At 43.8% G+C, this 25,229-nt stretch carries 26 protein-coding genes; 8 read left to right on the top strand and 18 right to left on the bottom strand.

The window, feature by feature from the left end; all coding sequences use genetic code 11:
* Positions 1–112: 112 nt before the first annotated feature.
* From iscX to trmJ, 9 genes are all read right to left on the bottom strand, one after another.
* Positions 113–313, bottom strand: coding sequence for a Fe-S cluster assembly protein IscX (iscX, locus tag M4S28_RS04230; RefSeq protein WP_076677795.1), 201 nt, complete (start codon positions 311–313; stop codon positions 113–115).
* Positions 314–405: 92 nt separating this feature from the next.
* Positions 406–744 (bottom strand): ISC system 2Fe-2S type ferredoxin, encoded by a 339-nt coding sequence (gene fdx / locus M4S28_RS04225; protein WP_076644811.1) that lies wholly within the window; start codon positions 742–744, stop codon positions 406–408.
* Between the two features lie 20 nt (positions 745–764).
* Positions 765–2,615 (bottom strand): Fe-S protein assembly chaperone HscA, encoded by a 1,851-nt coding sequence (hscA, locus tag M4S28_RS04220; protein WP_249632353.1) that lies wholly within the window; start codon positions 2,613–2,615, stop codon positions 765–767.
* A gap of 22 nt (positions 2,616–2,637) precedes the next feature.
* Positions 2,638–3,153, bottom strand: a complete 516-nt coding sequence (gene hscB / locus M4S28_RS04215; protein WP_249632352.1) for a co-chaperone HscB — start codon at positions 3,151–3,153, stop codon at positions 2,638–2,640.
* A gap of 80 nt (positions 3,154–3,233) precedes the next feature.
* Positions 3,234–3,557 (bottom strand): iron-sulfur cluster assembly protein IscA, encoded by a 324-nt coding sequence (iscA, locus tag M4S28_RS04210; RefSeq protein ID WP_004735095.1) that lies wholly within the window; start codon positions 3,555–3,557, stop codon positions 3,234–3,236.
* 101 nt (positions 3,558–3,658) lie between these two features.
* On the bottom strand, positions 3,659–4,036 hold the full coding sequence (iscU, locus tag M4S28_RS04205; protein ID WP_004735094.1) for a Fe-S cluster assembly scaffold IscU: 378 nt from the start codon (positions 4,034–4,036) through the stop codon (positions 3,659–3,661).
* Positions 4,037–4,069: 33 nt separating this feature from the next.
* Entirely contained in the window at positions 4,070–5,284 is a 1,215-nt protein-coding gene (locus M4S28_RS04200; protein WP_076677793.1) for an IscS subfamily cysteine desulfurase, read from the bottom strand.
* A 27-nt stretch (positions 5,285–5,311) separates the two neighbouring features.
* Positions 5,312–5,833 (bottom strand): Fe-S cluster assembly transcriptional regulator IscR, encoded by a 522-nt coding sequence (gene iscR / locus M4S28_RS04195; protein ID WP_017079865.1) that lies wholly within the window; start codon positions 5,831–5,833, stop codon positions 5,312–5,314.
* Positions 5,834–5,949: 116 nt separating this feature from the next.
* The gene (gene trmJ, locus M4S28_RS04190) at positions 5,950–6,678 is read right to left on the bottom strand and encodes a tRNA (cytosine(32)/uridine(32)-2'-O)-methyltransferase TrmJ (RefSeq protein WP_102465221.1); all 729 of its coding nucleotides are present in this window, start codon (positions 6,676–6,678) and stop codon (positions 5,950–5,952) included.
* A 181-nt stretch (positions 6,679–6,859) separates the two neighbouring features.
* Here trmJ and suhB point away from each other — a divergent pair, with 181 nt between their 5' ends.
* Positions 6,860–7,663 carry an inositol-1-monophosphatase gene (gene suhB, locus M4S28_RS04185; RefSeq protein WP_004735090.1) on the top strand — a complete coding sequence of 268 codons (804 nt, stop codon included), beginning with the start codon at positions 6,860–6,862 and terminating at the stop codon, positions 7,661–7,663.
* A gap of 228 nt (positions 7,664–7,891) precedes the next feature.
* Here suhB and secF read toward each other — a convergent pair whose 3' ends face one another.
* From secF to queA, 5 genes are all read right to left on the bottom strand, one after another.
* Positions 7,892–8,839 (bottom strand): protein translocase subunit SecF, encoded by a 948-nt coding sequence (gene secF / locus M4S28_RS04180; protein ID WP_249632351.1) that lies wholly within the window; start codon positions 8,837–8,839, stop codon positions 7,892–7,894.
* A gap of 14 nt (positions 8,840–8,853) precedes the next feature.
* Complete coding sequence (secD, locus tag M4S28_RS04175; protein ID WP_076677791.1) at positions 8,854–10,710, bottom strand: protein translocase subunit SecD; 1,857 nt, start codon at positions 10,708–10,710, stop codon at positions 8,854–8,856.
* 20 nt (positions 10,711–10,730) lie between these two features.
* Positions 10,731–11,060 carry a preprotein translocase subunit YajC gene (gene yajC, locus M4S28_RS04170; protein WP_004735087.1) on the bottom strand — a complete coding sequence of 110 codons (330 nt, stop codon included), beginning with the start codon at positions 11,058–11,060 and terminating at the stop codon, positions 10,731–10,733.
* Between the two features lie 110 nt (positions 11,061–11,170).
* Positions 11,171–12,307, bottom strand: a complete 1,137-nt coding sequence (gene tgt / locus M4S28_RS04165) for a tRNA guanosine(34) transglycosylase Tgt (protein WP_004735086.1) — start codon at positions 12,305–12,307, stop codon at positions 11,171–11,173.
* A 194-nt stretch (positions 12,308–12,501) separates the two neighbouring features.
* Positions 12,502–13,554, bottom strand: coding sequence for a tRNA preQ1(34) S-adenosylmethionine ribosyltransferase-isomerase QueA (gene queA / locus M4S28_RS04160; RefSeq protein ID WP_249632350.1), 1,053 nt, complete (start codon positions 13,552–13,554; stop codon positions 12,502–12,504).
* A 334-nt stretch (positions 13,555–13,888) separates the two neighbouring features.
* Between queA and M4S28_RS04155 the strand changes: the two genes are divergently transcribed.
* Both M4S28_RS04155 and M4S28_RS04150 read left to right on the top strand, forming a co-directional pair.
* Positions 13,889–14,347: a CBS domain-containing protein gene (locus M4S28_RS04155; RefSeq protein WP_102465801.1), complete on the top strand. Its 459-nt coding sequence runs from the start codon at positions 13,889–13,891 to the stop codon at positions 14,345–14,347.
* A 277-nt stretch (positions 14,348–14,624) separates the two neighbouring features.
* The gene (locus M4S28_RS04150; RefSeq protein WP_102546101.1) at positions 14,625–16,565 is read left to right on the top strand and encodes a HAMP domain-containing methyl-accepting chemotaxis protein; all 1,941 of its coding nucleotides are present in this window, start codon (positions 14,625–14,627) and stop codon (positions 16,563–16,565) included.
* 111 nt (positions 16,566–16,676) lie between these two features.
* Here the strand turns inward: M4S28_RS04150 and M4S28_RS04145 are convergent, their stop codons facing one another.
* A complete protein-coding gene (locus tag M4S28_RS04145; RefSeq protein WP_017090958.1) occupies positions 16,677–17,582 on the bottom strand; it encodes a hydrogen peroxide-inducible genes activator in 906 nt (301 codons plus the stop codon).
* A gap of 209 nt (positions 17,583–17,791) precedes the next feature.
* Between M4S28_RS04145 and M4S28_RS04140 the strand changes: the two genes are divergently transcribed.
* The 5 genes from M4S28_RS04140 to M4S28_RS04120 all read left to right on the top strand — a co-directional run bounded on the left by M4S28_RS04140 (position 17,792) and on the right by M4S28_RS04120 (position 21,813).
* Entirely contained in the window at positions 17,792–18,400 is a 609-nt protein-coding gene (locus tag M4S28_RS04140) for a peroxiredoxin C (protein WP_004735077.1), read from the top strand.
* 319 nt (positions 18,401–18,719) lie between these two features.
* Positions 18,720–19,463 carry a copper homeostasis protein CutC gene (locus M4S28_RS04135; RefSeq protein ID WP_249632702.1) on the top strand — a complete coding sequence of 248 codons (744 nt, stop codon included), beginning with the start codon at positions 18,720–18,722 and terminating at the stop codon, positions 19,461–19,463.
* Positions 19,464–19,562: 99 nt separating this feature from the next.
* Positions 19,563–20,492 (top strand): LysR family transcriptional regulator, encoded by a 930-nt coding sequence (locus M4S28_RS04130; RefSeq protein WP_249632349.1) that lies wholly within the window; start codon positions 19,563–19,565, stop codon positions 20,490–20,492.
* 128 nt (positions 20,493–20,620) lie between these two features.
* On the top strand, positions 20,621–21,172 hold the full coding sequence (locus M4S28_RS04125; RefSeq protein ID WP_004735074.1) for a porin family protein: 552 nt from the start codon (positions 20,621–20,623) through the stop codon (positions 21,170–21,172).
* Between the two features lie 149 nt (positions 21,173–21,321).
* Positions 21,322–21,813, top strand: a complete 492-nt coding sequence (locus M4S28_RS04120) for a hypothetical protein (RefSeq protein ID WP_249632348.1) — start codon at positions 21,322–21,324, stop codon at positions 21,811–21,813.
* A gap of 9 nt (positions 21,814–21,822) precedes the next feature.
* Here M4S28_RS04120 and phoU read toward each other — a convergent pair whose 3' ends face one another.
* The 3 genes from phoU to pstA all read right to left on the bottom strand — a co-directional run bounded on the left by phoU (position 21,823) and on the right by pstA (position 25,124).
* Positions 21,823–22,521 (bottom strand): phosphate signaling complex protein PhoU, encoded by a 699-nt coding sequence (phoU, locus tag M4S28_RS04115; RefSeq protein WP_004735072.1) that lies wholly within the window; start codon positions 22,519–22,521, stop codon positions 21,823–21,825.
* A 74-nt stretch (positions 22,522–22,595) separates the two neighbouring features.
* Complete coding sequence (gene pstB / locus M4S28_RS04110) at positions 22,596–23,414, bottom strand: phosphate ABC transporter ATP-binding protein PstB (protein ID WP_004735071.1); 819 nt, start codon at positions 23,412–23,414, stop codon at positions 22,596–22,598.
* Positions 23,415–25,124: a phosphate ABC transporter permease PstA gene (pstA, locus tag M4S28_RS04105; protein ID WP_249632701.1), complete on the bottom strand. Its 1,710-nt coding sequence runs from the start codon at positions 25,122–25,124 to the stop codon at positions 23,415–23,417.
* Positions 25,125–25,229: the final 105 nt, after the last annotated feature.

Raw genomic sequence — 25,229 nt, 5'->3', positions numbered from 1 at the left:
TTTGATAAAAAAACGGACCATAAGGTCCGCTTTTTTTAGTAAGAATTGTTAACTTGGCTGTATTTTATATTGGATAAATTCCAACCAACAGCCAAATTATAGAACAAGAGGGTTAGTCCATCTCATCCATCCAGCACAAAATAATGGCCTCTAGAATTTTCTCATTCGAGTTATTAGGCTCATCATCAAAATCTTCAAGATCTAATACCCACTGATGCAAGTCCGTGAAACGCACCGTTTTAGGATCGGTATCTGGGTATAAATCACATAGTTCAATCGCAATATCTCGCGAATCAATCCATTTCAAGCTCATAACACTTCCTTATATTTATCAGCGACGATTTATCATCTTCATGATTTGTATTCTATGCTAGTTTTACTAACAGTTTTAGTCGAGCTGAGTTCTTAGTGCTCTTCAGAAGCTAGGTTCAGCGTGTACTTTGGAATCTCTACAACAAGATCAGTATCAGCCACTTTAGCTTGGCAACCAAGACGAGATTCCATTTCTAGACCCCATGCTTTATCAAGCATATCGTCTTCTAGGTCATCACTTTCTTCTAATGAATCAAAGCCTTCACGAATCACAACGTGACATGTAGTACATGCACACGACTTTTCACATGCGTGTTCAATACCAATACCGGCCTTCAGTGCAACATCAAGAACCGTCTCACCAGCTTTTGCTTCTAAAACAGCGCCTTCTGGACATAGATCTTCGTGAGGTAAAACAATAATCTTTGGCATGTTTATCTATTCTCTAACTATTAAATATTATCGACTGACTGACCTGACAGTGCAGCACGAATTGATTTATCCATACGACGAGAAGCAAAGTCTTGGCTCGCTTTGTCGGTATTCTTAATTTCGAGTTCAATGGCATCAGCATTGTCACCATTGCGCACTTCAATCAGTGCTTCAATCGCTTGAACAAGTTGTTGCTTGCCTTGCTCATCTAGCAGCTCATCGCCGTCGGCTTGCATTGCAGCAATAAGGCCTTCGATAACGCGATCCGCTTCTACGCGTTGCTCAGCAAGAGCACGTGCTTGCATGTCTTCTTTTGCAAACGTCATCGAATCTTTCAGCATACTAGCCACTTCGTTGTCACTTAGACCGTAAGAAGGCTTAACTTGGATTTCAGCTTGAACGCCAGTGCTCTTCTCCATCGCGGTAACCGATAGCAGGCCATCAGCATCCACTTGGTAAGTTACGCGAATATGCGCAGCACCTGCTGTCATTGGTGGAATGCCTTTCAGAGCAAATCGAGCCAATGAACGACAGTCGTCCACCATTTCACGCTCGCCTTGCACGGTGTGTACTGTCATTGCAGTTTGACCGTCTTTGAACGTGGTAAATTCTTGTGCGCGAGCAACAGGGATCGTGGTGTTACGAGGGATGATCTTTTCTACTAAGCCACCCATGGTTTCGATACCAAGTGACAGAGGGATAACATCCAATAGCAGCATCTCAGAGTCAGGCTTGTTGCCGACTAAGATATCCGCTTGAATCGACGCTCCAATCGCAACCACTTCATCAGGGTTAATGCTAGTTAATGGAGTACGACCAAAGAAGCCACCCACCATTTCACGAACAAGCAAGGTGCGAGTTGAACCGCCAACCATAACCACTTCTAGAACTTCGTCTGCGTCAACTTCAGCATCTTTCAATGCACGACGACATGAAAGTAGCGTTTTCTTAACCAGCGGCTTGATGATATCTTCGAACTCTTCACGAGTTAACGAACCAGACCAACCCAGTACTTCAACATCAACACTTTCAGCTTCAGACAAACCAATTTTAGCTTCAGTTGCAGCGTCTAAAAGAATACGGTTCTGTTCTGCTGTGAGCTCTGCTAAGCCCATTTTTTCTAGGAAATGCTCCGCAACTAAATGGTCAAAGTCATCGCCGCCTAATGCAGAGTCACCACCAGTTGCTAGAACTTCAAAGACACCTTTAGATAGGCGTAGGATAGAGATATCAAACGTACCACCTCCTAAGTCATAAACAGCGATTACCCCTTCTTTACCTGAATCCAGACCGTAAGCAATCGCAGCGGCCGTGGGTTCATTAAGAAGACGTAACACGTGAAGACCAGCAAGTTGCGCCGCATCTTTCGTACCGGCACGCTGTGCATCATCAAAGTACGCAGGAACGGTAATAACAGCACCAGCTAGCTCGCCACCTAGTGTTGTTTCAGCACGTTGACCTAGCGCTCGCAAAATATCTGCTGATACTTGAATTGGGTTCTTGTTGCCTTGCTCTGTGCGAATCACAGGCAAACCATTATCACTTTCTTCAAACTGATATGGCAGAGACGGGTATCGCTGTTGAATATCTGACAGTGAACGACCGATTAATCGCTTAACTGAGATAATGGTATTTTTAGGATCAGTCTGTGCATTTGCACGCGCTTCATCACCAGTAGTGTACGAATCTGTCGTATAGTGAACAACGGAAGGAAGAATACTTCGACCTTGTTGATCAACGAGTGTGCTCGCCTCGCCACTGCGTACTGCAGCAACCAACGAGTTTGTTGTACCTAAATCAATACCCACAGCAAGCTTATGCTGGTGAGGAGCGGCGCTTTGCCCTGGTTCTGCAATCTGAAGTAGTGCCATGGAGGTATCCTTGTTATACAAACTAGCCGATCAAACGATCTTCAACTAATTCGATTTCATTCTTTAATTTTGCAATAAACTTAAGCTTTCTTACTCGGTCTGCAGCTTCTAGCCAAGCTTCACTTTCGAGTTCTTGTTGGATAGCGCTTAATTGTTGTTTATACATTTTGCTAACCTTGCCTTCAAATGCAAATAGCGCACCTTCAGGGTCAGAACTGTCTGCGATGTCTTCCAGCTCTTCACGCAATTCCATCTGCTCCATCAGGAACATCGGATCTTGCATGGTTTGTTGTTCGCCACGAATGTCTTCACCGTGTTGAACTAACAAGTATTCTGCTCGGCTGATTGGATTCTTCAATACCTGGTACGCATCATTGATTTGTGCCGCTTTTTGCACGGCTAATAAGCGATCACGCTCAGAAGCTATCGCAAATTTATCAGGATGGAATTGGCGTTGCAGATCTCTAAACTGAGAAGAAAGAAGGCTACCATCCAGTTGAAACTGAAGTGGTAGCCCAAATAATTCGAAATGATTCATGTAAAGGTGGTCCTAAGTTTAGGCTCTTTGTTCAGAGCCTAATTTTATTCTTCGCTTACAACGCTTAACGATTCAAGCGTTTAAACATTGAAGCTCTCACCACAACCACATTCGCCTTTCGCGTTAGGGTTGTTGAATTCAAAACCTTCGTTTAGGCCTTCTTTTACATAATCGAGCTCAGTACCATCTAGGTATACTAAACTCTTTGGATCAATGATGACCTTAACACCTGAATGCTCAAACACTTCGTCTTCTTCGTTAAGCTCGTCAACGAACTCTAGTACATACGCCATACCCGAACAGCCAGTAGTTTTTACTGCTAAGCGTAACCCGAGACCTTTACCACGGTTATCTAGGAAAGCTTGAACTCGGCTTGCTGCCGTATCTGTCATGGTGATGGCCATACTACAACCTTGTGTTTTATATAAATTGAGAACTCAGGGGGAGCACAAAGGGTGCTCCCAAATATTACTTATCTTTCGTAGTGATTACGGTATTGAAGCGATTAGTGCTTCTTTTTGTAATCTGCAACCGCTGCTTTGATTGCATCTTCAGCAAGAATTGAACAGTGAACTTTCACTGGTGGCAACTCAAGCTCTTCTGCGATTTCAGAGTTTTTGATTGCAGCCGCTTCATCAATACTTTTACCTTTAACCCACTCAGTTACTAGTGAGCTAGAAGCGATTGCGCTACCGCAACCGTAAGTCTTGAATTTTGCGTCTTCAATAATACCTTCTGCAGATACTTTGATTTGCAGTTTCATCACGTCACCACAAGCTGGTGCGCCAACCATACCGCTACCTACACTTGGGTCTTCTTTATCAAACGAACCTACGTTACGTGGGTTTTCGTAGTGATCAATTACTTTTTCGCTATATGCCATGATAGTTACCTCGAATCCTCTATTTCCGTGAGATTAGTGATGAGCCCACTCAACAGTGTTCAAATCAATCCCTTCTTTATACATATCCCATAGAGGAGACATGTCGCGTAATTTGTTTACCGCCACGCGGATTTGAGCAATCGCGTAGTCGATTTCTTCTTCCGTTGTAAAACGGCCGAATGAGAAACGTACTGAGCTGTGTGCCAGTTCATCGTTCAAACCAAGAGCACGTAAAACGTATGAAGGCTCTAGGCTTGCTGATGTACATGCAGAACCTGATGATACTGCTAGGTCTTTTAAAGACATAAGCAGAGACTCACCTTCAACGAAAGCAAAGCTCACGTTTAGGTTGTGTGGTACACGTTGGTCTAAGTCGCCGTTTACGGTTACTGCTTCTAGATCTTGAACACCTTTAAGTAGGCGTTCACGAAGAGCTAGTGCGTGATCGTAATCTTTCTGCATGTCTTGTTTAGCGATAGCAAATGCTTCGCCCATACCCACGATTTGGTGAGTAGCAAGCGTACCAGAACGGAAACCACGTTCATGACCGCCACCATGCATTTGCGCTTCTAGGCGAATACGTGGCTTACGACGAACGTACAAAGCGCCGATGCCTTTAGGGCCGTATGCTTTGTGCGCAGAAAGAGAGATAAGGTCAACTTTCATCTCTTTTACATCTAGTGGGATTCTGCCCGCAGACTGAGCCGCATCAACGTGGAAGATGATCTTGCGTGAACGACATAATTCGCCGATTGCAGAGATATCTTGGATCACACCAATCTCGTTGTTTACGTGCATAATAGAAACAAGAACAGTATCTTCACGCATTGCTGCCTGTAGCTTGTCTAGATCGATGATGCCGTTAGATTCAGGTTCAAGGTAAGTCACCTCAAAACCTTCACGCTCTAATTGGCGACATGGATCAAGAACTGCTTTATGTTCTGTTTTACACGTGATTACGTGCTTACCTTTCTTCTCGTAAAAGTGCGCTGCACCTTTGATAGCAAGGTTGTCTGACTCAGTAGCACCTGACGTGAAAACAATCTCACGTGGGTCTGCATTTAGTAGATCGGCAATTTGCTCACGAGCATTATCTACTGATTCTTCTGCCTGCCAGCCGTAACGGTGTGAACGAGATGCAGGGTTACCGAAGTTACCGTCCATCGTCATACACTGAACCATTTTTTCAGCAACACGTGGATCGACTGGGCATGTAGCTGAATAGTCAAAGTAAATAGGCAGTTTCATTTTCTACTCCAATGTAAAAACTGACCGCTAAGAGCGGGCATTAACACCGTGAGGTGCTGCACTAATCGTTGTAGTGCTCGTATTTTTATGTGCAAAACCATTATTAACCGCAAGATCGATATCTTGACGATCAGAAATCTGTAAAACTTCGTTATCTTTCATTAACTCACCGAGCGTAATGTCGTTTAAGAAGCTGCTGATTCGGGAGCTTAAATCACGCCATAAAGTGTGAGTTAAACAACGACTGCCACCTTGGCAATCTGCTCGACCGTGACACTTAGTTGCATCAACTGATTCGTCTACTGCAGCAATCACAGTTCCGACAGCGATGTCGCTCGCTTCAGCACCTAGACGGTAACCACCGCCAGGACCACGAACACTAGCAACTAAGCCAGCCTTACGTAACTTAGAAAATAGTTGCTCTAAGTAAGATAACGAGATGCCTTGTCGCTCTGAAATGTCAGCCAGAGGAACTGGGCTCTTTTGCGAATGCAGTGCTACATCTAGCATAGCTGTTACCGCATATCTTCCTTTAGATGTAAGTTTCATATCACACCGTATCCACATTGTTTATGTGGTTGGAATCTTCCCATACCCGACTAAATTGGTCAAGTATTTAGTTGACTATTTTAGTCAGGTATTCATCCCTACAAGTAGGGTGGATTTTATTTGTCGTTTTTGATCTTCTCAATTGAAGTCAAAATACCACGTAAAGTATTGATCTCTTGCAGTTCAGGACGAGCTCGGCTGAATAAACGACGTAGCTTGTTCATCACCTGACCCGGCTTATCCTTAGAGATAAATTGGGTATCAATGATCACTTTTTCAAGGTGTTCATAGAACATTTCTAGTTCTTCGTGACGAGGGTAGTCATCTTGTTGCTGCGGCTGGTACTGGCTAGCCACCATATCAAGGTGTGCTACGCGAACTTCATAGCTCAGTGTCTGTACTGCCATCGCTAGATTTAATGAGCTGTACTCTGGGTTAGCGGGGATACATACGTGGAAATGACACTTCTGAAGCTCATCGTTCGTTAGCCCCGTACGTTCACGACCAAAGACTAATGCGACTGGGTGCTTTTGACCTTCAATTGCAAACTTTTGTCCGCACTCACGAGGCTCAAGCATTGGCCATTCAAGTGTTCTTGAACGAGCACTTGAGCCGACCACCAAACCACAGTCTTTTACTGCTTCATCCAGTGTAGACACAATGGTCGCGTTTTCTGCGATGTCACCTGCACCCGCAGCCAGTGCTAAGGTCTGCTCGTCAACTTCACATTGAGGGTCTACAAGAACTAATTGACTCAAACCCATCACTTTCATTGCGCGAGCTGCTGATCCGATATTCCCTGAATGAGACGTACCAACCAGAACGACTTTTACATTGTCTAACATGCTATATGACACCACTTTAAAAATAATCGCGAGATATTAACACATAGCAAAGTAAAATGGTCAGACCCTTCTCGGAATGTGAAACTAAGAGTTCAAAAAATAACCACTTCCATTTTGGGGAAACTTTGGTATACTCGCCGCCGCTTTAAATTGTTCTTTAACATCTTGTGGGAAAAACCATATGCATCCAATGCTAAACATTGCGATACGCGCTGCGCGTAAAGCTGGCAACCATATTGCTAAATCTCTAGAAACAACTGATAAGATCGAATCGTCTCTAAAAGGTAACAACGATTACGTTACTAACATTGCTCAAGAAGCTGAGTACATGATTATTGAGACAATCAAATCATCTTACCCAGAGCACAGCATTATTTCTGAAGAGTCAGGCCTAACTGAAGGTAAAGATTCTGACGTACAATGGATCGTTGACCCACTAGATGGCACCAACAACTTTGTAAAAGGTTTCCCTCACTTCTCTGTATCTATTGCTGTTCGTATGAACGGTCGTACAGAAGTTGCTTGTGTTTATGACCCAATGCTAAACGAGCTATTCACAGCTCAACGTGGCTCTGGCGCTCAACTTAACAACGCTCGTATGCGTGTTACTCAACTTAAAGACCTTCAAGGTACTGTTCTAGCGACTGGTTTCCCATTCAAGCAAAAACAACACTCTGAATCTTTCATGAAGATCATCTCTGGTCTATTCGTTGATTGTGCGGACTTCCGTCGTACTGGCTCTCCAGCACTTGACCTATGTTACCTAGCGGCTGGCCGTGTTGACGGTTACCTAGAACTAGGCCTTAAGCCATGGGATCTAGCAGCTGGCGACCTAATCGCTCGTGAAGCTGGCGCTATCATGACTGACTTTGCTGGCGGTACTGATTACATGACGTCTGGTAATGTTGTTGCTTCAAGCGCACGTGGTGTTAAGTCTATTCTTAAGCACGTTCGTGAGAACTCTAACGAAGGTATGCTGAAGTAATTCAGACCTTACGTTAATGCTCTTTAGTTAAGAGCAGAAGATTTTCAAAGCCTCGCTATTGCGGGGCTTTTTTGTATCTGCGATACGAGCAAGATGGCGGTTAGTTGCGATGAGCACAACGCAATTCGCCAATAAGTTGCGTAGAGCTTATCGACAGAATACAGACGTAAAAAAACCGCTAGTTGCCTAGCGGTTTTTTTGGTTCAGCGAAAATTGTTAAGCCAAGGCCTAAGGCATTTCGTCAAACTCTTCACCTTCTTTATCCACTTGTGGTGGCATTAGGTGTTCACGCGCAATACCCAACTTCATAGCTAGTGCAGAGGCAACGTAGATTGAAGAATAAGTACCAACGGTAATACCCAATAGAAGTGCAGTCGCGAAGCCGTGAATCATAGCACCGCCCTGAGCGAACAGCGCGATAACTACGAATAACGTTGTACCAGAAGTAATCAGTGTACGGCTCAATGTTTGTGTGATTGAGCTGTTCAGTACTTCAGGAGCTTCACCTTTACGCATCTTACGGAAGTTCTCACGAATACGGTCAAATACTACTATGGTATCGTTGAGGGAGTAACCGACTACCGTTAGCAAGGCTGCTACGATAGTAAGATCTACCTCAATTTGCATTAGAGAGAACACACCTAGAGTGATGATAACGTCGTGCGCCAGTGCTAGTACCGCACCTGCCGCCAAACGCCATTCGAATCGCACTGACACATAGATCAAGATACAGATCAGAGAAACAAGGATAGCAAGGCCGCCCGCTTCTGTTAGCTCGTCACCTACATTAGGACCAACGAACTCGATACGACGCATCTCAACTTGCTCACCAGTACCATCTTTAATCGCAGACAGGATCTGGTTACCAAGCGTTTCGCCAGCAACACCATCACGCGGACGTAAACGAACCATCACCTCACGCGCAGAACCAAAGTTCTGTACCGTTGCATCACCGAAACCTTCCGCTTCTAGTGCACTACGGATATCAGGTAGGTTTGCTGGCTCCTCAAAACCCACTTCAATCAGAGTTCCGCCGGTAAAATCTAGACCCCAATTCAACGATTTCGTTGTTAGAGTAAAGATAGCGGTACCAATCATCAAGATAGAGAATAAAAAGGCAACCTTTGACCAACGCATAAAGTCGATCATTTTTTCTGCTTTTAGAATCTGAAACATATTAATTCCTAGCCTTAGATCGACAGTTTCTTAACGCGTTTGCCACCATACATCAGGTTCACGATACAACGTGTTCCGACAATAGCTGTAAACATTGAAGTTAAGATACCGATAGACAGCGTTACCGCGAAGCCCTTAATTGCACCTGTACCTACAGCAAATAGAATGATTGCTGTCAGTAGTGTGGTGATGTTGGCATCGGCGATGGTGCTAAATGCGTTCGCATAACCTTGGTGAATCGCTTGTTGTGGACTGCGTCCATCTCGAAGTTCTTCACGTATACGCTCAAAGATAAGTACGTTAGCATCAACCGCCATACCAACCGTCAATACGATACCGGCAATACCTGGCAGAGTCATAGTAGCTCCCGGAATCATCGACATAACGCCGATAATCAACACCAAGTTAGCCATAAGAGCAACGTTCGCAATCAAACCGAAAGTACGGTAGTAAAGCAGAGTAAACAACATTACTGCAGCCATACCCCAAACCATCGCCATGATACCCATATCGATGTTTTGTTGACCCATAGATGGACCAATCGTACGTTCTTCTACAATCGAGATAGGTGCAATCAATGCACCAGCACGTAGTAAAAGTGCCAAGTTATGAGCTTCAGCCGTTGAGTCGATACCCGTAATACGGAAGTTACGGCCAAGCGCAGATTGAATCGTCGCTTGGTTGATCACTTCTTCGTGCTTACTTAAGATCACTCGACCTTCTGGTGTTTTACGACCACTGTCTTTGTACTCTGCAAATACCGTAGCCATAAGCTTACCGATATTCTGACGAGAGAATGTAGACATCTTGCTACCACCTTCGCTATCTAGCGAGATGTTAACTTGTGGACGACCATATTCATCAACACTTGAGCTTGCATCAGTAATACTTGAACCGCCTAGAATAACGCGCTTCTTAAGTACCACAGGGCGACCATCACGGTCCTGCTTGATTTCGCTACCCGCAGGGGCACGACCAGAAGCGGCAGCGGCTAAGTCAGCACTACTATCAACTTCACGGAACTCAAGCGTCGCCGTTGCACCAAGAATTTCTTTAGCGCGCGCCGTGTCTTGAACACCAGGCAATTCCACTACGATACGGCTAGCACCTTGACGTTGAACCAAAGGTTCAGCAACACCAAGTTCGTTAACACGGTTACGTAGAATGGTAATGTTTTGCTCTACTGCGTAGTTACGGATTTCTTGAAGACGAGCATCTGTAAAACGAGCAACCAAAGAGAAACGACCATTAGATTCTGAATCTACGAACGTCATATCTTGGTGCTTAGATTGCAGTAGCGATTTCGCTTCAGCAAGCTGCTCTTCGTTACGTAGAATCACTTCAACGGCATCTTTACCTGATGGGCGAATAGCACGGTAACGAATTTTTTCTTCACGAAGCTCGCTACGGAACGCTTCTTCTTGTTGGCCAACTAGCTTTTGCATCGCAGCATCCATATCCACTTCCATTAAGAAGTGAACACCACCACGTAGATCAAGACCCAGTTTCATTGGTGCAGCACCAATAGATTCAAGCCAATCAGGAGTTGAAGCCGCTAGGTTTAAAGCAACGATAACGTCATCACCTAGTGCTTCTGTGATGATATCACGGGCACTAATTTGCGTATCTGTATCGTTAAAGCGAACAAGAATGGAACCGTTTTCTAGAGCAACGGATTTAGTAGAAAGGTTCTCTGCTTCAAGAGCATCGGTGACAGCATCCAGCGTAGACAGATCTACAGAGGCGCCACGCGCCCCTGTAACTTGAACTGCCGGATCTTCACCGTATATATTCGGAAGTGCGTACAACGCGGCGATAGCGATGGCAAACACCACCATCAAATACTTCCATAACGGATAACGGTTTAGCACAGCGAGGATCCTCTAGCTGTTTATAGTGATTTCAGAGTACCTTTTGGTAGCACTGCTGTAACGAAGTCTTTCTTGATAACGACTTCGTTGTTTGCGTTTAGCTCGATAGCAACGTAGTCGCTGTCTTCTGCAATCTTAGTAATCTTACCGATTAGACCGCCGCTTGTTAGAACTTCATCGCCTTTGCCCATAGAAGACATAAGGCTCTTATGCTCTTTTACGCGCTTAGCTTGTGGGCGGTAGATCATGAAGTAGAAGATCACAGCGAACATACCTAGCATGATAAGCATTTCGAAACCGCCGCCTGCTGGTGCACCTTCTACTGCTGCGTGAGCTTGAGAAATAAACATTAAAAACATCCTCTATTATATTTTGGTAATTGTTTGTCTAATTGGGTCGTATCCCTTTATTTTCAAGCCCCATCTCTAGGAATAGAGATGGGGCTCGCAAAAAAGAAATACTAAGATTCTTTACCTAACGGTGGCACTTCACGCCCCATTCTTGCGTAGAACTCAGCAACGAACTCTTCAAAACGGTCTTCATCAATAGATTGACGAATGTCTGACATAATTCGTTGATAGAAACGCAAGTTATGAATCGTGTTCAGTCGAGCACCTAGGATTTCATTACAACGATCCAAATGGTGCAAGTACGACTTGCTGTAGTTCTTACAAGTGTAACAGTCACAATCTGAATCTAGTGGCGTTGTATCTGTTTTATGCTTCGCATTACGGATCTTGATCACACCTTCAGTGACAAACAGGTGGCCGTTACGTGCATTTCGCGTTGGCATTACACAGTCAAACATGTCGATACCGCGACGAACACCTTCAACCAAATCTTCAGGTTTGCCTACGCCCATTAGGTAACGTGGTTTATCTTCAGGTAGTTGAGGGCATGTGTGCTCAAGAATACGGTGCATGTCTTCTTTTGGTTCGCCTACTGCTAGGCCGCCAACAGCGTAACCGTCAAAACCAATTTCTGTTAGGCCTTTAACGGATACGTCACGAAGGTCTTCGTATACGCCACCTTGAACGATACCGAATAGTGAGTTCGGGTTTTCTTGCTTGTCAAAGTGATTGCGTGAACGCTGAGCCCAACGAAGAGACATCTCCATTGAGTCTTTAGCTTCTTTATGCGTCGCAGGGTAAGGCGTACATTCGTCAAAGATCATTACGATGTCTGAACCTAGATCCTTTTGGATTTCCATCGACTTTTCAGCGTCCATGAAGATCTTGTCACCGTTTACAGGGTTACGGAAGTGAACACCCTCTTCAGTGATTTTACGCGTCGCACCTAGGCTGAATACTTGGAAACCGCCTGAATCAGTCAAGATAGGTCCTTTCCAGTTCATGAAATCGTGCAAGTCTCCGTGCAGTTTCATGATTTCTTGACCAGGACGTAACCACAGGTGGAACGTGTTGCCTAGCAGGATTTCAGCACCGGTGTCTTTCACTTCTTCAGGAGTCATGCCTTTAACCGTACCGTAAGTACCTACTGGCATGAATGCTGGTGTTTCAACGCTACCACGTTCAAACTGAAGTTGACCACGACGTGCGCCGCTGTTTGTTTTTTTAAGTTCGTATTTTAATTTCACGAAGCCTCCAATATGCCAGAGAAACAATCTGACTGATAATTCAGAACCTTAAGCTAAACATAAGTTCAATCTAGCAAGTTCTATGAGGAGCGGTCGCGTATTCCTTGCGAGAGATTAGACAGACACCCTGCCCGACTCCTAGCTTACTGCTAGCACCCGTAAATTCTGCTTATATCGTTTATAACCAGTTTAAATTAACTGGTTTTCTTGTTGATGAACATCGCATCACCGTAGCTGAAGAAACGGTATTCGCTCTTCACTGCGTGATCGTATGCGCCCATCACATTGTCATAGCCAGCAAATGCACTCACCAACATGATCAGTGTTGATTCTGGTAAGTGGAAATTGGTAATCAAGCAGTCCACCAACTGGTATTCATAACCAGGGAAGATGAAGATCTCAGTATCACCAAAGAAAGGAACTAACTCAGTGCCATTCTTCAATGCATCTTGAGCCGCACTTTCTAATGAACGTACAGAGGTGGTCCCAACGGCAATAATACGTCCGCCACGCGCTTTCGCGGCTGCAACGGCATCAACTACTTCTTGCGGTACTTCAACGTACTCAGCATGCATATGGTGATCATTGATATTATCTACTTTTACCGGTTGGAATGTGCCCGCACCTACGTGAAGTGTCACATAAGCAAACTCGACACCTTTTGCCTTCATGTCAGCCATCAGCTTGTCATCAAAGTGAAGACCCGCAGTTGGCGCAGCAACGGCACCCGGTTTCTCATTATAGACTGTCTGGTAACGCTCTTTATCTGCATCTTCATCAGGACGATCGATGTAAGGAGGCAGTGGCATGTGACCCACACTGTTAAGAATCTCTAGAACGCTTTGATCGGAGGTGAAATGGATTTCAAATAACGCATCATGACGCGCCACCATTTCAGCTTCATATTCATCATTTTCACCAAGGAATAGCTTAGTGCCCGGCTTAGGTGATTTAGAACAACGAACATGCGCCAGAATACTTTTCTCATCGAGCATTCGCTCCACTAGCACTTCAAGCTTACCGCCTGATGCCTTGCGACCGAATACACGAGCAGGAATAACTCGAGTGTTATTGAAAACGACAAGATCGCCTGGCTCAACCAAGTCTAAAACGTCTTTAAACGAACCATCAGCTAGGTTGCCGCTGTTGCCATCTAATTTAAGCAGGCGGCTTGCTGTGCGCTCCTCTTGAGGGTAACGAGCAATGAGTTCATCTGGTAGGTCAAAGTGAAAATCTGAAACTTGCATGTGTCTAGTCTTGTCTTAGTTGATGAGATTTGTGTCGTTGACGAATCAAAAATCGCAGCCACTAATAAACCGTTACAGCAAGGAAACAGCTACCGTAAGCAGATCACTGGCGCGACTAAAAATTTCGCAGTGGGCTAGTATAGGCACACGAGCCGCAATAGCAAGGTTTACGACAACGGATTATTGTAAAGAGGCGTAAAATAATGCTACCGATTAGACTCTTTAATTTCGATAATTAGTTGCATAAAACTCGCCCAAAAATGCGTTAGCTCTCAGTTATGTTTTAGATAAAAAACTATAGTAATAGCAACAAATAAAAAATAAGGAGGTTCGTATGATCAAGGTTGAAGATATGATGACTCGCAACCCTCATACTCTATTGCGCTCACATTCACTGGCCGATGCTAAGCACATGATGGAAGCGCTTGATATCCGCCACATTCCAGTGGTTGATGCCGACAGAAATTTATTAGGCGTTGTCACACAACGAGACGTTCTTGCCGCTCAAGAATCTAGCCTACAAAACATACCACAAGCTCAATCATTTACTCTTGCTACACCACTTAATGACATCATGCACAAAAGTGTTATGTCGGTAGAGCCACGAGCTGGATTAAAAGAGTCGGCTATTTATATGCAGAAACACAAAGTGGGCTGTTTACCTGTCGTAGAAAATCATGAATTAGTGGGCATTATCACTGACAGTGATTTCGTCACGATAGCGATCAACTTACTTGAGCTACAAGAAGAGGTAGAACCTGAAGAAGTCGAACCTGAAGAAATAAAAAGTTAACTCGCTTTATTCTGCTAACTACAATCTTGAGAGCCTTTAAATCCAAGGCTCTTCACGTGTCTCAATTCTCACATATTCATTGTGTAATTAATTCAACACGTCATGCCTTATTAGAGACCAGTTCCAAAAATCGATCACCTCAGCAAACCTAACTGACTTATCGTTCTTACATATGAGAATGTAAGGATCTAATTCGATTTATTGATATATCTATCGTTTGGATAATGTAAAAATTTGTTAACAATAAAAACAAACTGCCTTTCTAGGAATGATACTTATGAGTTTAAAGAAATTGCTGTCCTTGGGTTTTGGCGTAATTCTTGCGCTAATTTTGGTTATTTCAGTTGTAGCTTCATTGCGCTTTTATCAATCTAGTGATGGATTTAATACCTACCGATCTCTCGCACTCACGAGTGTATCCACTGGACGAATCCAAGCCAACATACTGGAAGCCCGTTTATCTGCGTTAAAATACATAAAGAACCCTGTTCCATCTCATGCGTCAGAGCTAGATAAACGTATCACGACATCAATTCAATTGATCGAAGGTGTGTTGGACTCTCATATTGACGACCTACATAAAAATGAATTTTTAGCGATAGAGAAGCAGCTTAAGCAATACAGCCAAGGATTCAAAAAAGTTGTTCAACTGGTAAACACTAGGAACAACTTAGTCAAAGAAGATTTAGACCCATCAGGTTTAAACATGCGAAAAGCAGTAACTAACCTGATGAACCAAGCTTCTACTGAGGAAGATTTAGAGGTTGCTGTCAGTTCAGGACAACTTCAGCAACATGTATTGTTATCTCGACTGTATGCTTCTAAATTTCTGACTAGTAACAAAACAGAAGATGCTCAACGAGCTGAAAAAGAGTTTGCGTCAGCTGAATTACTCGCAGAAACCATTGAGTCTCAGTTAATGTCAACACAGCAAATTCAGTATTTAACTGATTTCAATAACGCCTTTAAAACCTATAGCACTACATTTTCAAAAGTCGTTAACACAATAAATGAACGAAACAGTATCGTTTCTGGGACCCTTGATATTGCTGGTAGCAATGCAGCAAAAACAATTGAAGAAATAAAACTGTCTACCAAGTCAAAACAAGACTCTGTTGGTCCAAGCATGGTTGAGCGATTTTCAAATGCTCAATTTATCTTGGGAGCGCTTTCAATCGTTGTTATCGCCATTGCCCTTGGTATTGCAATTTCGATTTACCGTAGCGTCTGGAAAGTTGTAGGGGGAGAGCCTAGCGACATTCAAGCGATTGTAGAAGAAGTCGCTTCCGGTGACCTTTCAAAGCAGATTCCAATTACAGGTAAAGAAACGGGTATATACGCAAACATTTTAGAGATGCGCCAAGAACTACGCCGTATCATCGATGGCTTCCATCAAATTTCAGATAATGTTTCAGCGGCTTCAGTCGAGCTAACGGCCGTGATGAGTCAAACAGAAGGGAACGCTCAACAAGAACTGAGTCAAATGGAGCAAATCGCAACGGCCATCAATGAGCTTTCTAGTACGGCGAATGAGGTTAGCCATAATGCAGCTAGTGCTGAGAACGCAGCAACTGGTGCAACTTCCAATGTCAAAGAAGGAGGGGTTTCACTCGATGCCTCAGATGATATATCTCGCAAGGTTGAAGATTCAATCGAAGAGACATCAAATATCGTCAATCAACTACAAGAGTACTCGGTAGAGATCGGCACGGTTATTGAAGTGATCAACTCCATCTCCGAGCAAACTAACTTGTTAGCACTCAACGCCGCCATTGAGGCCGCTAGAGCTGGTGAGCAAGGGCGAGGCTTTGCTGTCGTTGCTGATGAAGTTCGTTCTCTGGCCGCTAAAACACAGCAATCAACTGTCGACATTCAAGAGATAATCTCTCGACTTCAAGCGCAAGCGAAAGATGCCAACCAGTTCATGCAATCTAACCTTTCCCTAGCCGTCGAATCTCGTAATTATAGTGAGCAGCTTAGAACGGCATTTGCATCAATTACGGAGTCTGTTGGCTTGATTTCAGATATGAACACACAAGTAGCAACAGCATCTGAAGAACAATCTGGAGTCACACAAGACATTTCACAAAATGTTTCTTTGACCTTTGATATCGTTCACCAAAATGTCTCAGGAATTGAACAAAGCAAGCAAGCGAGTGAAGAGCTATCTTCATTAGCAGTGAAACAAAAAGACTTACTGAGCTTTTTCAAAATCTAACGCTGTAGATAAATTTCCAACGCCACAGTTTGTGGCGTTTTTCTTCTCAAATGAACAGACAAAAAGAGCGGCTAAAATGGCCGCTCTTTTTGTTTTGATGTTCTAGGTTTTTTATAACAACTCAGAAACCACATCGGCTAGTTGATGGAAGGTTTCACGGCGTGATGAGCTTGGTCGCCATACAAGGCCGATATCTCGGTACGCTTGCTGGCCAGGAGGATCAATAACCACTAGGTTTTGATTTTCCAGTAAACCATGGTCGATGGCCATCTGCGGAATAAAGGTGGTTCCTAAACCATTGGCCACCATTTGAACCAATGTATGTAGGCTTGTGGCGGTGAACGGGTTGATCTTCTCTTTGTCTGTTAACTTACAAGCTGATACCGCATGCTCGGTTAAGCAGTGTTCGTTCTCCAACAGAAATACAGACTCGTCTGGCAGGTCATCGTATTTAATCGGGACACGAATGCCATCAGCTTGATTACGACTGATCACCATTCTGAACGGGTCTTGCCCGACAACTTTACTCTCCATGTTGTCGATATCGACAGGCAGAGCCAGAATCAACACATCTAACTCACCGTGACGTAATGCTGCCAATAAGTTGGTCGTCGTATCTTCACGTAACAGTAAGTTCAATTGTGGGAAACGATGATTGGCTTCTTGAACCAAATCACACAGAAGGAATGGCGCAATGGTAGGAATACACCCTACTCGCAACTGCCCTTGCATCGCATCCCCATTACATAGGTTTCCGAGTTCAACCAAGTCTTGCCCCTTCGCCAACAACTCTCGACCATGCTTGACCACCAGCTCACCCGCTTGAGTGAAAACGAGTGGGCTCTTTTTATCTTTCTTCTCATAAAGAGGACAACCAATCAGCTCTTCAAGATTTTGAATGCCTTTACTTAGCGTGGATTGACTCACGAAACAACGATCAGCTGCATCACTAAAGTGACGAGTTTCGTGAAGAGTAACAAGATAGTGAAGCTGCTTAAGACTTGGCCATTTATTCATGAAATTACTTTGTAATATGAGTAGGATAAGTTAAGTAAAGGTCAGCAGACCTAAGGACTGGGCAAAGATTAAGCTCATCGCTTTTTTCGATTAACTTAATCTATTTAATTCGCTTTTTTCTATAGTACCGATTGTACTATAGTTTGTCCCGTAGAAACGGAGCCCAAACAAAGATGTGTTGGGCCAACTAATTTTTTAGGAGATTCCAAATGGTACTAGTAGGTCGTCAAGCCCCTGACTTTACTGCAGCAGCTGTTCTAGGTAACGGTGAGATCGTTGATAACTTCAACTTCGCAGAATTCACTAAAGGTAAGAAAGCTGTAGTTTTCTTCTACCCACTAGACTTCACTTTCGTTTGTCCTTCAGAGCTAATCGCTTTCGACAACCGTCTAGAAGATTTCCAAGCTAAAGGCGTTGAAGTAATCGGTGTTTCAATCGATTCTCAATTCTCTCACAACGCATGGCGTAACACTGCTATCGCTGATGGCGGTATCGGTCAAGTTAAGTACCCTCTAATTGCTGACGTTAAGCACGAGATCTGCAAAGCATACGATGTTGAGCACCCAGAAGCAGGCGTTGCTTTCCGTGGTTCTTTCCTAATCGACGCTGACGGCCTTGTACGTCACCAAGTAGTTAACGATCTTCCACTAGGTCGTAACATCGACGAAATGCTACGCATGGTAGACGCACTAAACTTCCACGAGAAGAACGGTGAAGTTTGTCCTGCACAATGGGAAGAAGGCAAAGCAGGTATGGACGCATCACCAACAGGTGTTGCTGCGTTCCTATCTGAGCACGCTGACGACCTAAGCAAGTAATTACCTCTTAAGCCTGAACTCAACTCAGGTTAATGGTTGGAAGACTCTCTATAAAGAGAAATAAAGCATAAGCTAATAGCGCAAAGCGCACCGCCAATCAGTTAAGAAGTAAAGTCCTATTAAAAGCCCGAAGTTAACGCTTCGGGCTTTTTTCATATCTATTCGACGGCCTTTCATTTCCCCAAAGCTCCCTCTGCAACATTTAATAGAGGTAATTACAAAAACAAACTTTACCCCTATTTTCCTCTGCGACCACCTATTCATATCCGTATCTAGATTGCTATGATTTCATCAGTATCTTTTTGAACGGATAAACATGATGAACACCGAAATTGAAGTCTGTATCGATAACTTAGAATCTCTACATAACGCACTATCTGGTGGCGCGAATCGAATTGAGCTTTGCTCTTCATTGGCACTTGGCGGGTTAACTCCAAGCTTCGGAATGATGAAGCAAGCCGCAAAAATTTCGTCTGTTCCTGTCTACGCGATGATACGACCAAGACAAGGCGACTTCATTTTCGATAATGACGATATGCTCTGTATGCTTGAAGATATTGAAGCTTGTGCAAGTGCAGGCTTGGATGGGGTCGTACTTGGTGTGTTAGCGTCGAACGGAAGTATTGATATGCCAAAAATGCAGCAACTGGCTGACAAAGCGCACTCATTGAAGCTTGGAATGACGTTTCATAGAGCTATTGATAAAAGCTCTGATTACCAAACAGCATTAGAACAGGTCATCACACTTGGATGTGAAAGAATCCTAACATCAGGGCTTGCTGTTAATGCTGAGCAAGGCATCAATGTGCTCGCAGATATGGTCAAACAAGCCGATGGCAGAATCGATATCATGGCTGGAGCTGGCGTCAATGCAACGAATGCTAAGATGATTCAAAGCACCACCCAAGTACCTGCACTTCACCTTTCAGGTAAATCGACAAGACCGAGCCTAATGGAAAGCAACTCAAGCGCTCAAATGGGCAGTGATGATATTGATGACTATCAGATACCAGTAACTGATGCTAGCAAGATATCCAGTGTGAGAGCCGCTCTCATCGCTTAGGGCAATAGTCGCTAACACAAATCCAGAGAACCTCGCTGACTAATCTAACTGACTGACGTATATTAGATTAAATAGCGCAGAAAATTTTCATGGATAGACATGGCTAAAGACTTATTCAGCTCTCTTGACTTAAACCTGTTACGAACATTTCTGATTGTTTATCAAGAACAAAACACCAGAAAGGCTGCGGAGCGTTTATTCGTTTCTCAGCCAGCGGTTAGCCAAGCCCTGCAAAAGCTAAGACACCACTTCAACGATGACCTTTTCGTTAAAGTTCATGGAGGTTTGCAGCCTACCGCTTTCTCAGAACAACTCACCAATGAAATAAAGCCGTTCATGGACGGTCTATCTGTCGCGATCAATACATCAAACACTTTTGATCCAAAAGAGATCGATTACACACTCAAAATAGCGCTATCACCTATCGTGCTATCTTGTTTATCTGGTTCTTTATTTAAAATGATAAGAGAGCAAGCACCGAATGCGAATCTAGAATTAGTCTCTTGGACCAATGCTTCTGTTTCTGACATTCAGAAAGGTGAGGTGTTGATGGGGATCAGTTACCTTGGCAGTAAAACGAGTAAAGAAGTTTATACGAAAAAGTTAATTGAACTAACAGGGCGTATTTTTGTAAGAAAAGACCACCCTTTAAAGCAAGAAATCGTTACACCTTACGATGTGGCAGGCTACGATATCGCTTCACTAGTCACACCCGGTTGGAACGACAACCATAGTTTGGCATCGGATATCCTAACTGATCTCTCCGTTGAACATAATGTTGGTTTCCGTAGTGAGCTAATTATGGCGGTCATTGATGTCATTCAACACACAGATATGTACATGCCACATTCGAATCTTTTCCTCGTTGATAATTACCCAACCCTACGCGGAATCGATGTTGTGATAGATGGCGAGCCTTCCAAAACTCCTGTTTACTGCCATTTACATACTAAAAACAGAAACTCCCCTATTACCAATTGGCTATTTGAGTTAATACAAAAAGCACTATCAACTCAGGTTAATAAGTAATGCTTATTATAGAGATACCAATATCTACTTAGCCGAAAAATAAAACACTGTTTAATATTAGCCCTATCAAAACGGATACTGAACTACGAAGGATCGTGCAGTTAAGTTAACCCTAAATAGAGACTAATATGAAAATTGCACTTACTACCCTAATTTCAGCTTCACTACTTTCTGTTCCAGTTCTTGCAAACAACTTTGACAGCCAACACCGTGTGGGTATTGGTTACAACCAAACTCAGGTAGACGATTGGCTAACCGATGACACAGTTGATTGGGGTAACGGTATCAAACTTGAATATGGTTATGAATTTAACCGTATCGTAGGTATCAATGTTTCTTACGCAACGAATAGTGACGACGAAAACGTTGAAGGTATAAAAGCCGAGATCGATGGTTACAAATTCCAAGTTGATGCTGATATCGGTTATAAATTTGAATTAGATGGCTTCTCTTTGAAACCTTATGGTGTTCTGGGCCTAGCTCGTCAAAGTGAAGATAATTCAATTAGCATCCTAGACAAGAAGTGGACTGAATCATACAACGATACCAGCTTTGTTGTTGGCCTAGGTGGTCGTGCTGAATTCGGACCACACCTATACACTGACATGCGCTTTGAATTCGCGAGCTACGATGACGTAGATTACGAAACATTCTCATGGACTGTCGGTTACCGCTTCTAATAGATTGAAAAAGCCAGTGTCTAAACTGTTTTTTTTGCGATCAGTCAATTGCTGGGTTTTAACACCTCATCAAAGTTGACTCACTTTTGAACAATTCTCGAATCAAAATTCATTGCAGCCACGGACGGCTAATTGCTTTAGGTATTTTTATGAAGATAAAAACTTCCCTGCTTTTACTTTCTGTCCTCTCCACTTCCGTTTCAGCAAGTGCTCTTCATTTATCCCCAGGACTAAAGATTGGCTCTTATCATGGCTTTGGAGTTCAGGCGGGTATTACTGATGTGGCCAGTTTAGGTGCCGTTTACCTAAGCTACTCTCATATTTGGTATGACAGCGATCGATATGATGAAACGGTTGATGCGTATCGCGTTGGTATCCAGAACATGTTTGGAAGAAACCAAAACCACGGCTTTCAGGCTGAAATTGGTGTGGCAAGCTATGACGGTACAAAAACGCGCTCAGGCGAAGTTGAAGAGAAGACAGCACATGGTTTAAGCCTAGGCGGCGCCTACGTGTACCAAGCGACACCAATGCTTGGACTACGTGCAGGTGTTGATATGAATATTTTTGATCACAATAAAACCTTTGTGCCTTACGACACGACGGTCAATTTCAACCTTGGTGCCATTATTAGCTTTTAAAGGCTCGACCTACTTCAGTGCGTCATCAAGGCTTTGATCGCCTAGGTGACGTACATCTTTACCCTTCACAAAGTAAATAATGTATTCGCAGATATTTTGGCAACGGTCTCCCACTCGCTCAATCGCACGAGCTGACCACATAACCTGTAAAATATTTGGGATGTTCTTAGGATCTTCCATCATATACGTCATTAACTGACGAATGACTGCCTCGTATTCCGCATCCAACTTATCATCAAGTTTATGAACTTCTGCCGCAGCATCGACATCCATACGAGCAAACGCATCTAATACTTGGTGAAGCATGGTGATTGCCTGACGACAAAGAGGCTCTAATGAGACATGAAATTTTTGCTCTTTGGTCGAAGGGATCTCGATCGCGCCTTGAGCAATTTTAGAGGCAACATCGCCAATACGTTCTAAGTCGGTAATGGTTTTGATGATCGCCATAATCAAACGCAGATCTTTTGCGGTCGGCTGACGCTTCGCAATAATACGAGTACATGCTTCATCGATTGAAACTTCCATCGCATTCACTTTGTGGTCATCACGAATCACTTTCTTGGCCAGTTCCGCGTCATCTTTATGCAGAGCTTGCATCGCAAAGGACAACTGCTGCTCTACCAATCCACCCATGGTTAATACGTGTGTACGGATAGATTCTAATTCGACATTAAACTGTCCTGAGATGTGGCGACCAAAATGCATGTCAGCTCCTTAAAATAAATGAATAAAGCCGTTTTTGTAGAGTGACTTAGCTCTAGATGACGCCTCTGTAGAGGTTAGCCATATCTACCAGTAATGTAGTCTTCCGTTTGATTTTTCAATGGAGACGTAAAAATTGAGTCCGTATCTGAGTACTCGATCAATTTGCCCATATGAATAAAGGCAGTATGGTCACTCACACGCGCCGCTTGTTGCATGTTATGAGTAACAATAACCACGGTGTATTGGGTCTTCAGTTCATTGATCAACTCTTCAATCGTCAAAGTAGAAATCGGATCGAGTGCCGAGGTCGGCTCATCTAATAAAAGCACTTCAGGTTCGATAGCAACCGCACGAGCGATAACCAAACGCTGCTGTTGACCACCCGACAAACCAAAGGCGTTCTCATGCAAACGGTCTTTCACTTCATCCCATAACGCAGCTGCACGCAGAGAGCGCTCAACCGCATCATCAAGGTCTCGACTGTTGCTCACGCCTTGTAGCCTCAAACCATAAACCACATTCTCATAGATAGATTTAGGAAAAGGGTTCGGTCGCTGAAATACCATGCCGACACGGCGTCTTAAGGTCGCAACATCCACTTTAGGGTGATACACGTTCTTGCCATGAAGCTTCACTTTCCCGGAAACCTTACAGCCTTCAACAAGATCGTTCATGCGATTAATACAGCGCAGCAGAGTCGACTTACCACACCCTGACGGGCCGATAAACGCGGTCACCTGCCCCTTAGGGATCTGCATTGAAATATCATCGAGTGCTTGGCTCTCTTTATAATAAAGATTCAACCCTTCAATCGAGATAGCGATTTGCTCATCCTTCAGGTTGTGTACATCAAGTGGTGCTTGGTAACCCAAGGTTTCATTAATCGAGAACATCTAATCTTGTCCTAAGGTTCGGTATTTTTCACGCAAGTTATTACGGATATTGATAGCGGTTAAGTTCAAGCCAACAATCACCGTAACCAGTAAAAATGAAGTCGCATACACTAAAGGTCGTGCTGCTTCGATATTAGAAGTTTGAAAACCAACATCATAGATATGAAAGCCTAAATGCATGAACTTTCTTTCTAAATGTAGATATGGAAACTGACCATCCACTGGCAAACTTGATGCTAATTTCACTACACCCACCAGCATAAGTGGGGCCACTTCCCCCGCAGCTCTCGCGATTGCCAATATCAAACCGGTGATAATTGCAGGGCTTGCCATCGGTAAAACAATACGCCAAAGCGTCTCAAATTGAGTAGCCCCAAGCGCTAATGAGCCGTGCCTCACCGAACTAGGAATACGCGTTAAGCCCTCTTCCGTAGTTACAATAACAACGGGTAATGTTAATACCGCTAAGGTCAGAGCAGACCATAATAGGCCCGGTGTACCAAATGTCGGAGCGGGTAATCGCTCTGCGTAAAACAAGGAATCGATTGAGCCACCGATGGTATACACAAAGAATCCTAAGCCAAATACGCCATACACAATCGACGGTACACCCGCTAAGTTAATCACGGCAATACGAATCAAACGTGTTAGTGCGTTGTTTCTTGCATATTCATGAAGATATATCGCAGCAACTACACCAAGTGGCATCACTACGATCGACATGAGAATAACCAGCAGCACAGTGCCGAAAATGGCAGGAAACACCCCACCTTCAGAGTTTGAGTCTCGTGGGTTCTCTGATAAGAACTTCCAAACTTGTTTGCCCCAATGCCCAACCTTTTCAAGATAAGACATATTATTCGGGTACCAATAATCCAAGATATGACTGAGCGAAATTTCAACCTGCTCTCCTGTCATATCTTCCACCAACAAACTTTCGACATTGAGCTGTGTTCTAAGATGCTCAAGCTTTACTTCAGCTTCCGCTAACTGGCGATTTAGTTCCAGTTTAGTTCGAGTGTAGGTTTTAAGGTATTCATCGCTCACTGACTCATTGAGTTCAAGCTTACGTTTTTCTAAGCGCAGATTTTCCAATTGCCAACTGATATTGCGGATTTCTTGGTTCACAACACGCGACGTTTCTTTACGTAACGTATCAGCGAACGCCAAGCCTTGTTCGAGCTTTTGGTCTATGTTCGAATCAAAGGTGCCAGAAGCGGTTTTAAAACCCACAGGCTTACCAAAGAAATAACCACCTCGACTTCGTTCAATCACAATCCAATCAAGCGGCGTTGTTGGTTCACGTAAGTTAACATCCAGAATGGAAACAAAGTCCGCAGGGTACAGTTCTCTGTTGGCGACTTTGATACTTAAGCGCTGAATTAGTCCCGTCGACAGATTTTGAGGCGACAACAGGTCGTGTACTTGTGGCACTTGCTCTATCGGGATGTATTTACGTTCATACAACTGACCAATCAATACATCTTGTTTTGATACGGTTTCGTCCAGATCAACCACTAACGATAAGTCTTTGGAGTCGACTTGCCATTGATACAAAGGAGCAGGCCAAAAATAGGTTAAGCCCTTCCAGCCAATCAACAACATAAGACCAAGAACAGAAAGCATACTGATGCTCACCGCCCCGCCCGTAAGCCAGATCCACGGAGATCCCGATTTAACCCAAGATAATAATGACTTCAATTTGTTCATCATGATCGACCTTGCTGTTGACGTGCTGAAACCAAGAAACAGCCAAGTTCGCGAGATACGCTAGCCAAACAACTAAAAGCCATTGAGACACATTGAGGTGAACCT

The sequence above is a fragment of the Vibrio sp. J383 genome, from assembly GCF_023503985.1.
GTDB classification, from domain to species: Bacteria; Pseudomonadota; Gammaproteobacteria; order Enterobacterales; family Vibrionaceae; genus Vibrio; species Vibrio splendidus.
The sequence above is the reverse complement of the archived record's forward strand: the minus strand, read 5'-3'. Positions and strand labels throughout refer to the sequence as shown.

Excerpts from the sequence above, each read along its gene's own strand:
- M4S28_RS04135 (WP_249632702.1), top strand. The coding sequence starts at position 18,720 with ATGAACACCGAAATTGAAGTCTGTATCGATAACTTAGAATCTCTACAT.
- M4S28_RS04120 (WP_249632348.1), top strand. The coding sequence starts at position 21,322 with ATGAAGATAAAAACTTCCCTGCTTTTACTTTCTGTCCTCTCCACTTCC.
- M4S28_RS04125 (WP_004735074.1), top strand. The coding sequence starts at position 20,621 with ATGAAAATTGCACTTACTACCCTAATTTCAGCTTCACTACTTTCTGTT.
- M4S28_RS04140 (WP_004735077.1), top strand. The coding sequence starts at position 17,792 with ATGGTACTAGTAGGTCGTCAAGCCCCTGACTTTACTGCAGCAGCTGTT.
- queA (WP_249632350.1), bottom strand. The coding sequence starts at position 13,554 with ATGCAAGTTTCAGATTTTCACTTTGACCTACCAGATGAACTCATTGCT.
- M4S28_RS04200 (WP_076677793.1), bottom strand. The coding sequence starts at position 5,284 with ATGAAACTGCCTATTTACTTTGACTATTCAGCTACATGCCCAGTCGAT.
- suhB (WP_004735090.1), top strand. The coding sequence starts at position 6,860 with ATGCATCCAATGCTAAACATTGCGATACGCGCTGCGCGTAAAGCTGGC.
- hscB (WP_249632352.1), bottom strand. The coding sequence starts at position 3,153 with ATGAATCATTTCGAATTATTTGGGCTACCACTTCAGTTTCAACTGGAT.
- hscA (WP_249632353.1), bottom strand. The coding sequence starts at position 2,615 with ATGGCACTACTTCAGATTGCAGAACCAGGGCAAAGCGCCGCTCCTCAC.
- iscA (WP_004735095.1), bottom strand. The coding sequence starts at position 3,557 with ATGGCCATCACCATGACAGATACGGCAGCAAGCCGAGTTCAAGCTTTC.
- pstB (WP_004735071.1), bottom strand. The coding sequence starts at position 23,414 with ATGTTCTCGATTAATGAAACCTTGGGTTACCAAGCACCACTTGATGTA.
- M4S28_RS04150 (WP_102546101.1), top strand. The coding sequence starts at position 14,625 with ATGAGTTTAAAGAAATTGCTGTCCTTGGGTTTTGGCGTAATTCTTGCG.
- fdx (WP_076644811.1), bottom strand. The coding sequence starts at position 744 with ATGCCAAAGATTATTGTTTTACCTCACGAAGATCTATGTCCAGAAGGC.
- trmJ (WP_102465221.1), bottom strand. The coding sequence starts at position 6,678 with ATGTTAGACAATGTAAAAGTCGTTCTGGTTGGTACGTCTCATTCAGGG.
- M4S28_RS04155 (WP_102465801.1), top strand. The coding sequence starts at position 13,889 with ATGATCAAGGTTGAAGATATGATGACTCGCAACCCTCATACTCTATTG.
- M4S28_RS04145 (WP_017090958.1), bottom strand. The coding sequence starts at position 17,582 with ATGAATAAATGGCCAAGTCTTAAGCAGCTTCACTATCTTGTTACTCTT.
- iscR (WP_017079865.1), bottom strand. The coding sequence starts at position 5,833 with ATGAAACTTACATCTAAAGGAAGATATGCGGTAACAGCTATGCTAGAT.
- iscU (WP_004735094.1), bottom strand. The coding sequence starts at position 4,036 with ATGGCATATAGCGAAAAAGTAATTGATCACTACGAAAACCCACGTAAC.
- yajC (WP_004735087.1), bottom strand. The coding sequence starts at position 11,060 with ATGTTTATTTCTCAAGCTCACGCAGCAGTAGAAGGTGCACCAGCAGGC.
- pstA (WP_249632701.1), bottom strand. The coding sequence starts at position 25,124 with ATGAACAAATTGAAGTCATTATTATCTTGGGTTAAATCGGGATCTCCG.
- phoU (WP_004735072.1), bottom strand. The coding sequence starts at position 22,521 with ATGCATTTTGGTCGCCACATCTCAGGACAGTTTAATGTCGAATTAGAA.
- secF (WP_249632351.1), bottom strand. The coding sequence starts at position 8,839 with ATGTTTCAGATTCTAAAAGCAGAAAAAATGATCGACTTTATGCGTTGG.
- iscX (WP_076677795.1), bottom strand. The coding sequence starts at position 313 with ATGAGCTTGAAATGGATTGATTCGCGAGATATTGCGATTGAACTATGT.
- M4S28_RS04130 (WP_249632349.1), top strand. The coding sequence starts at position 19,563 with ATGGCTAAAGACTTATTCAGCTCTCTTGACTTAAACCTGTTACGAACA.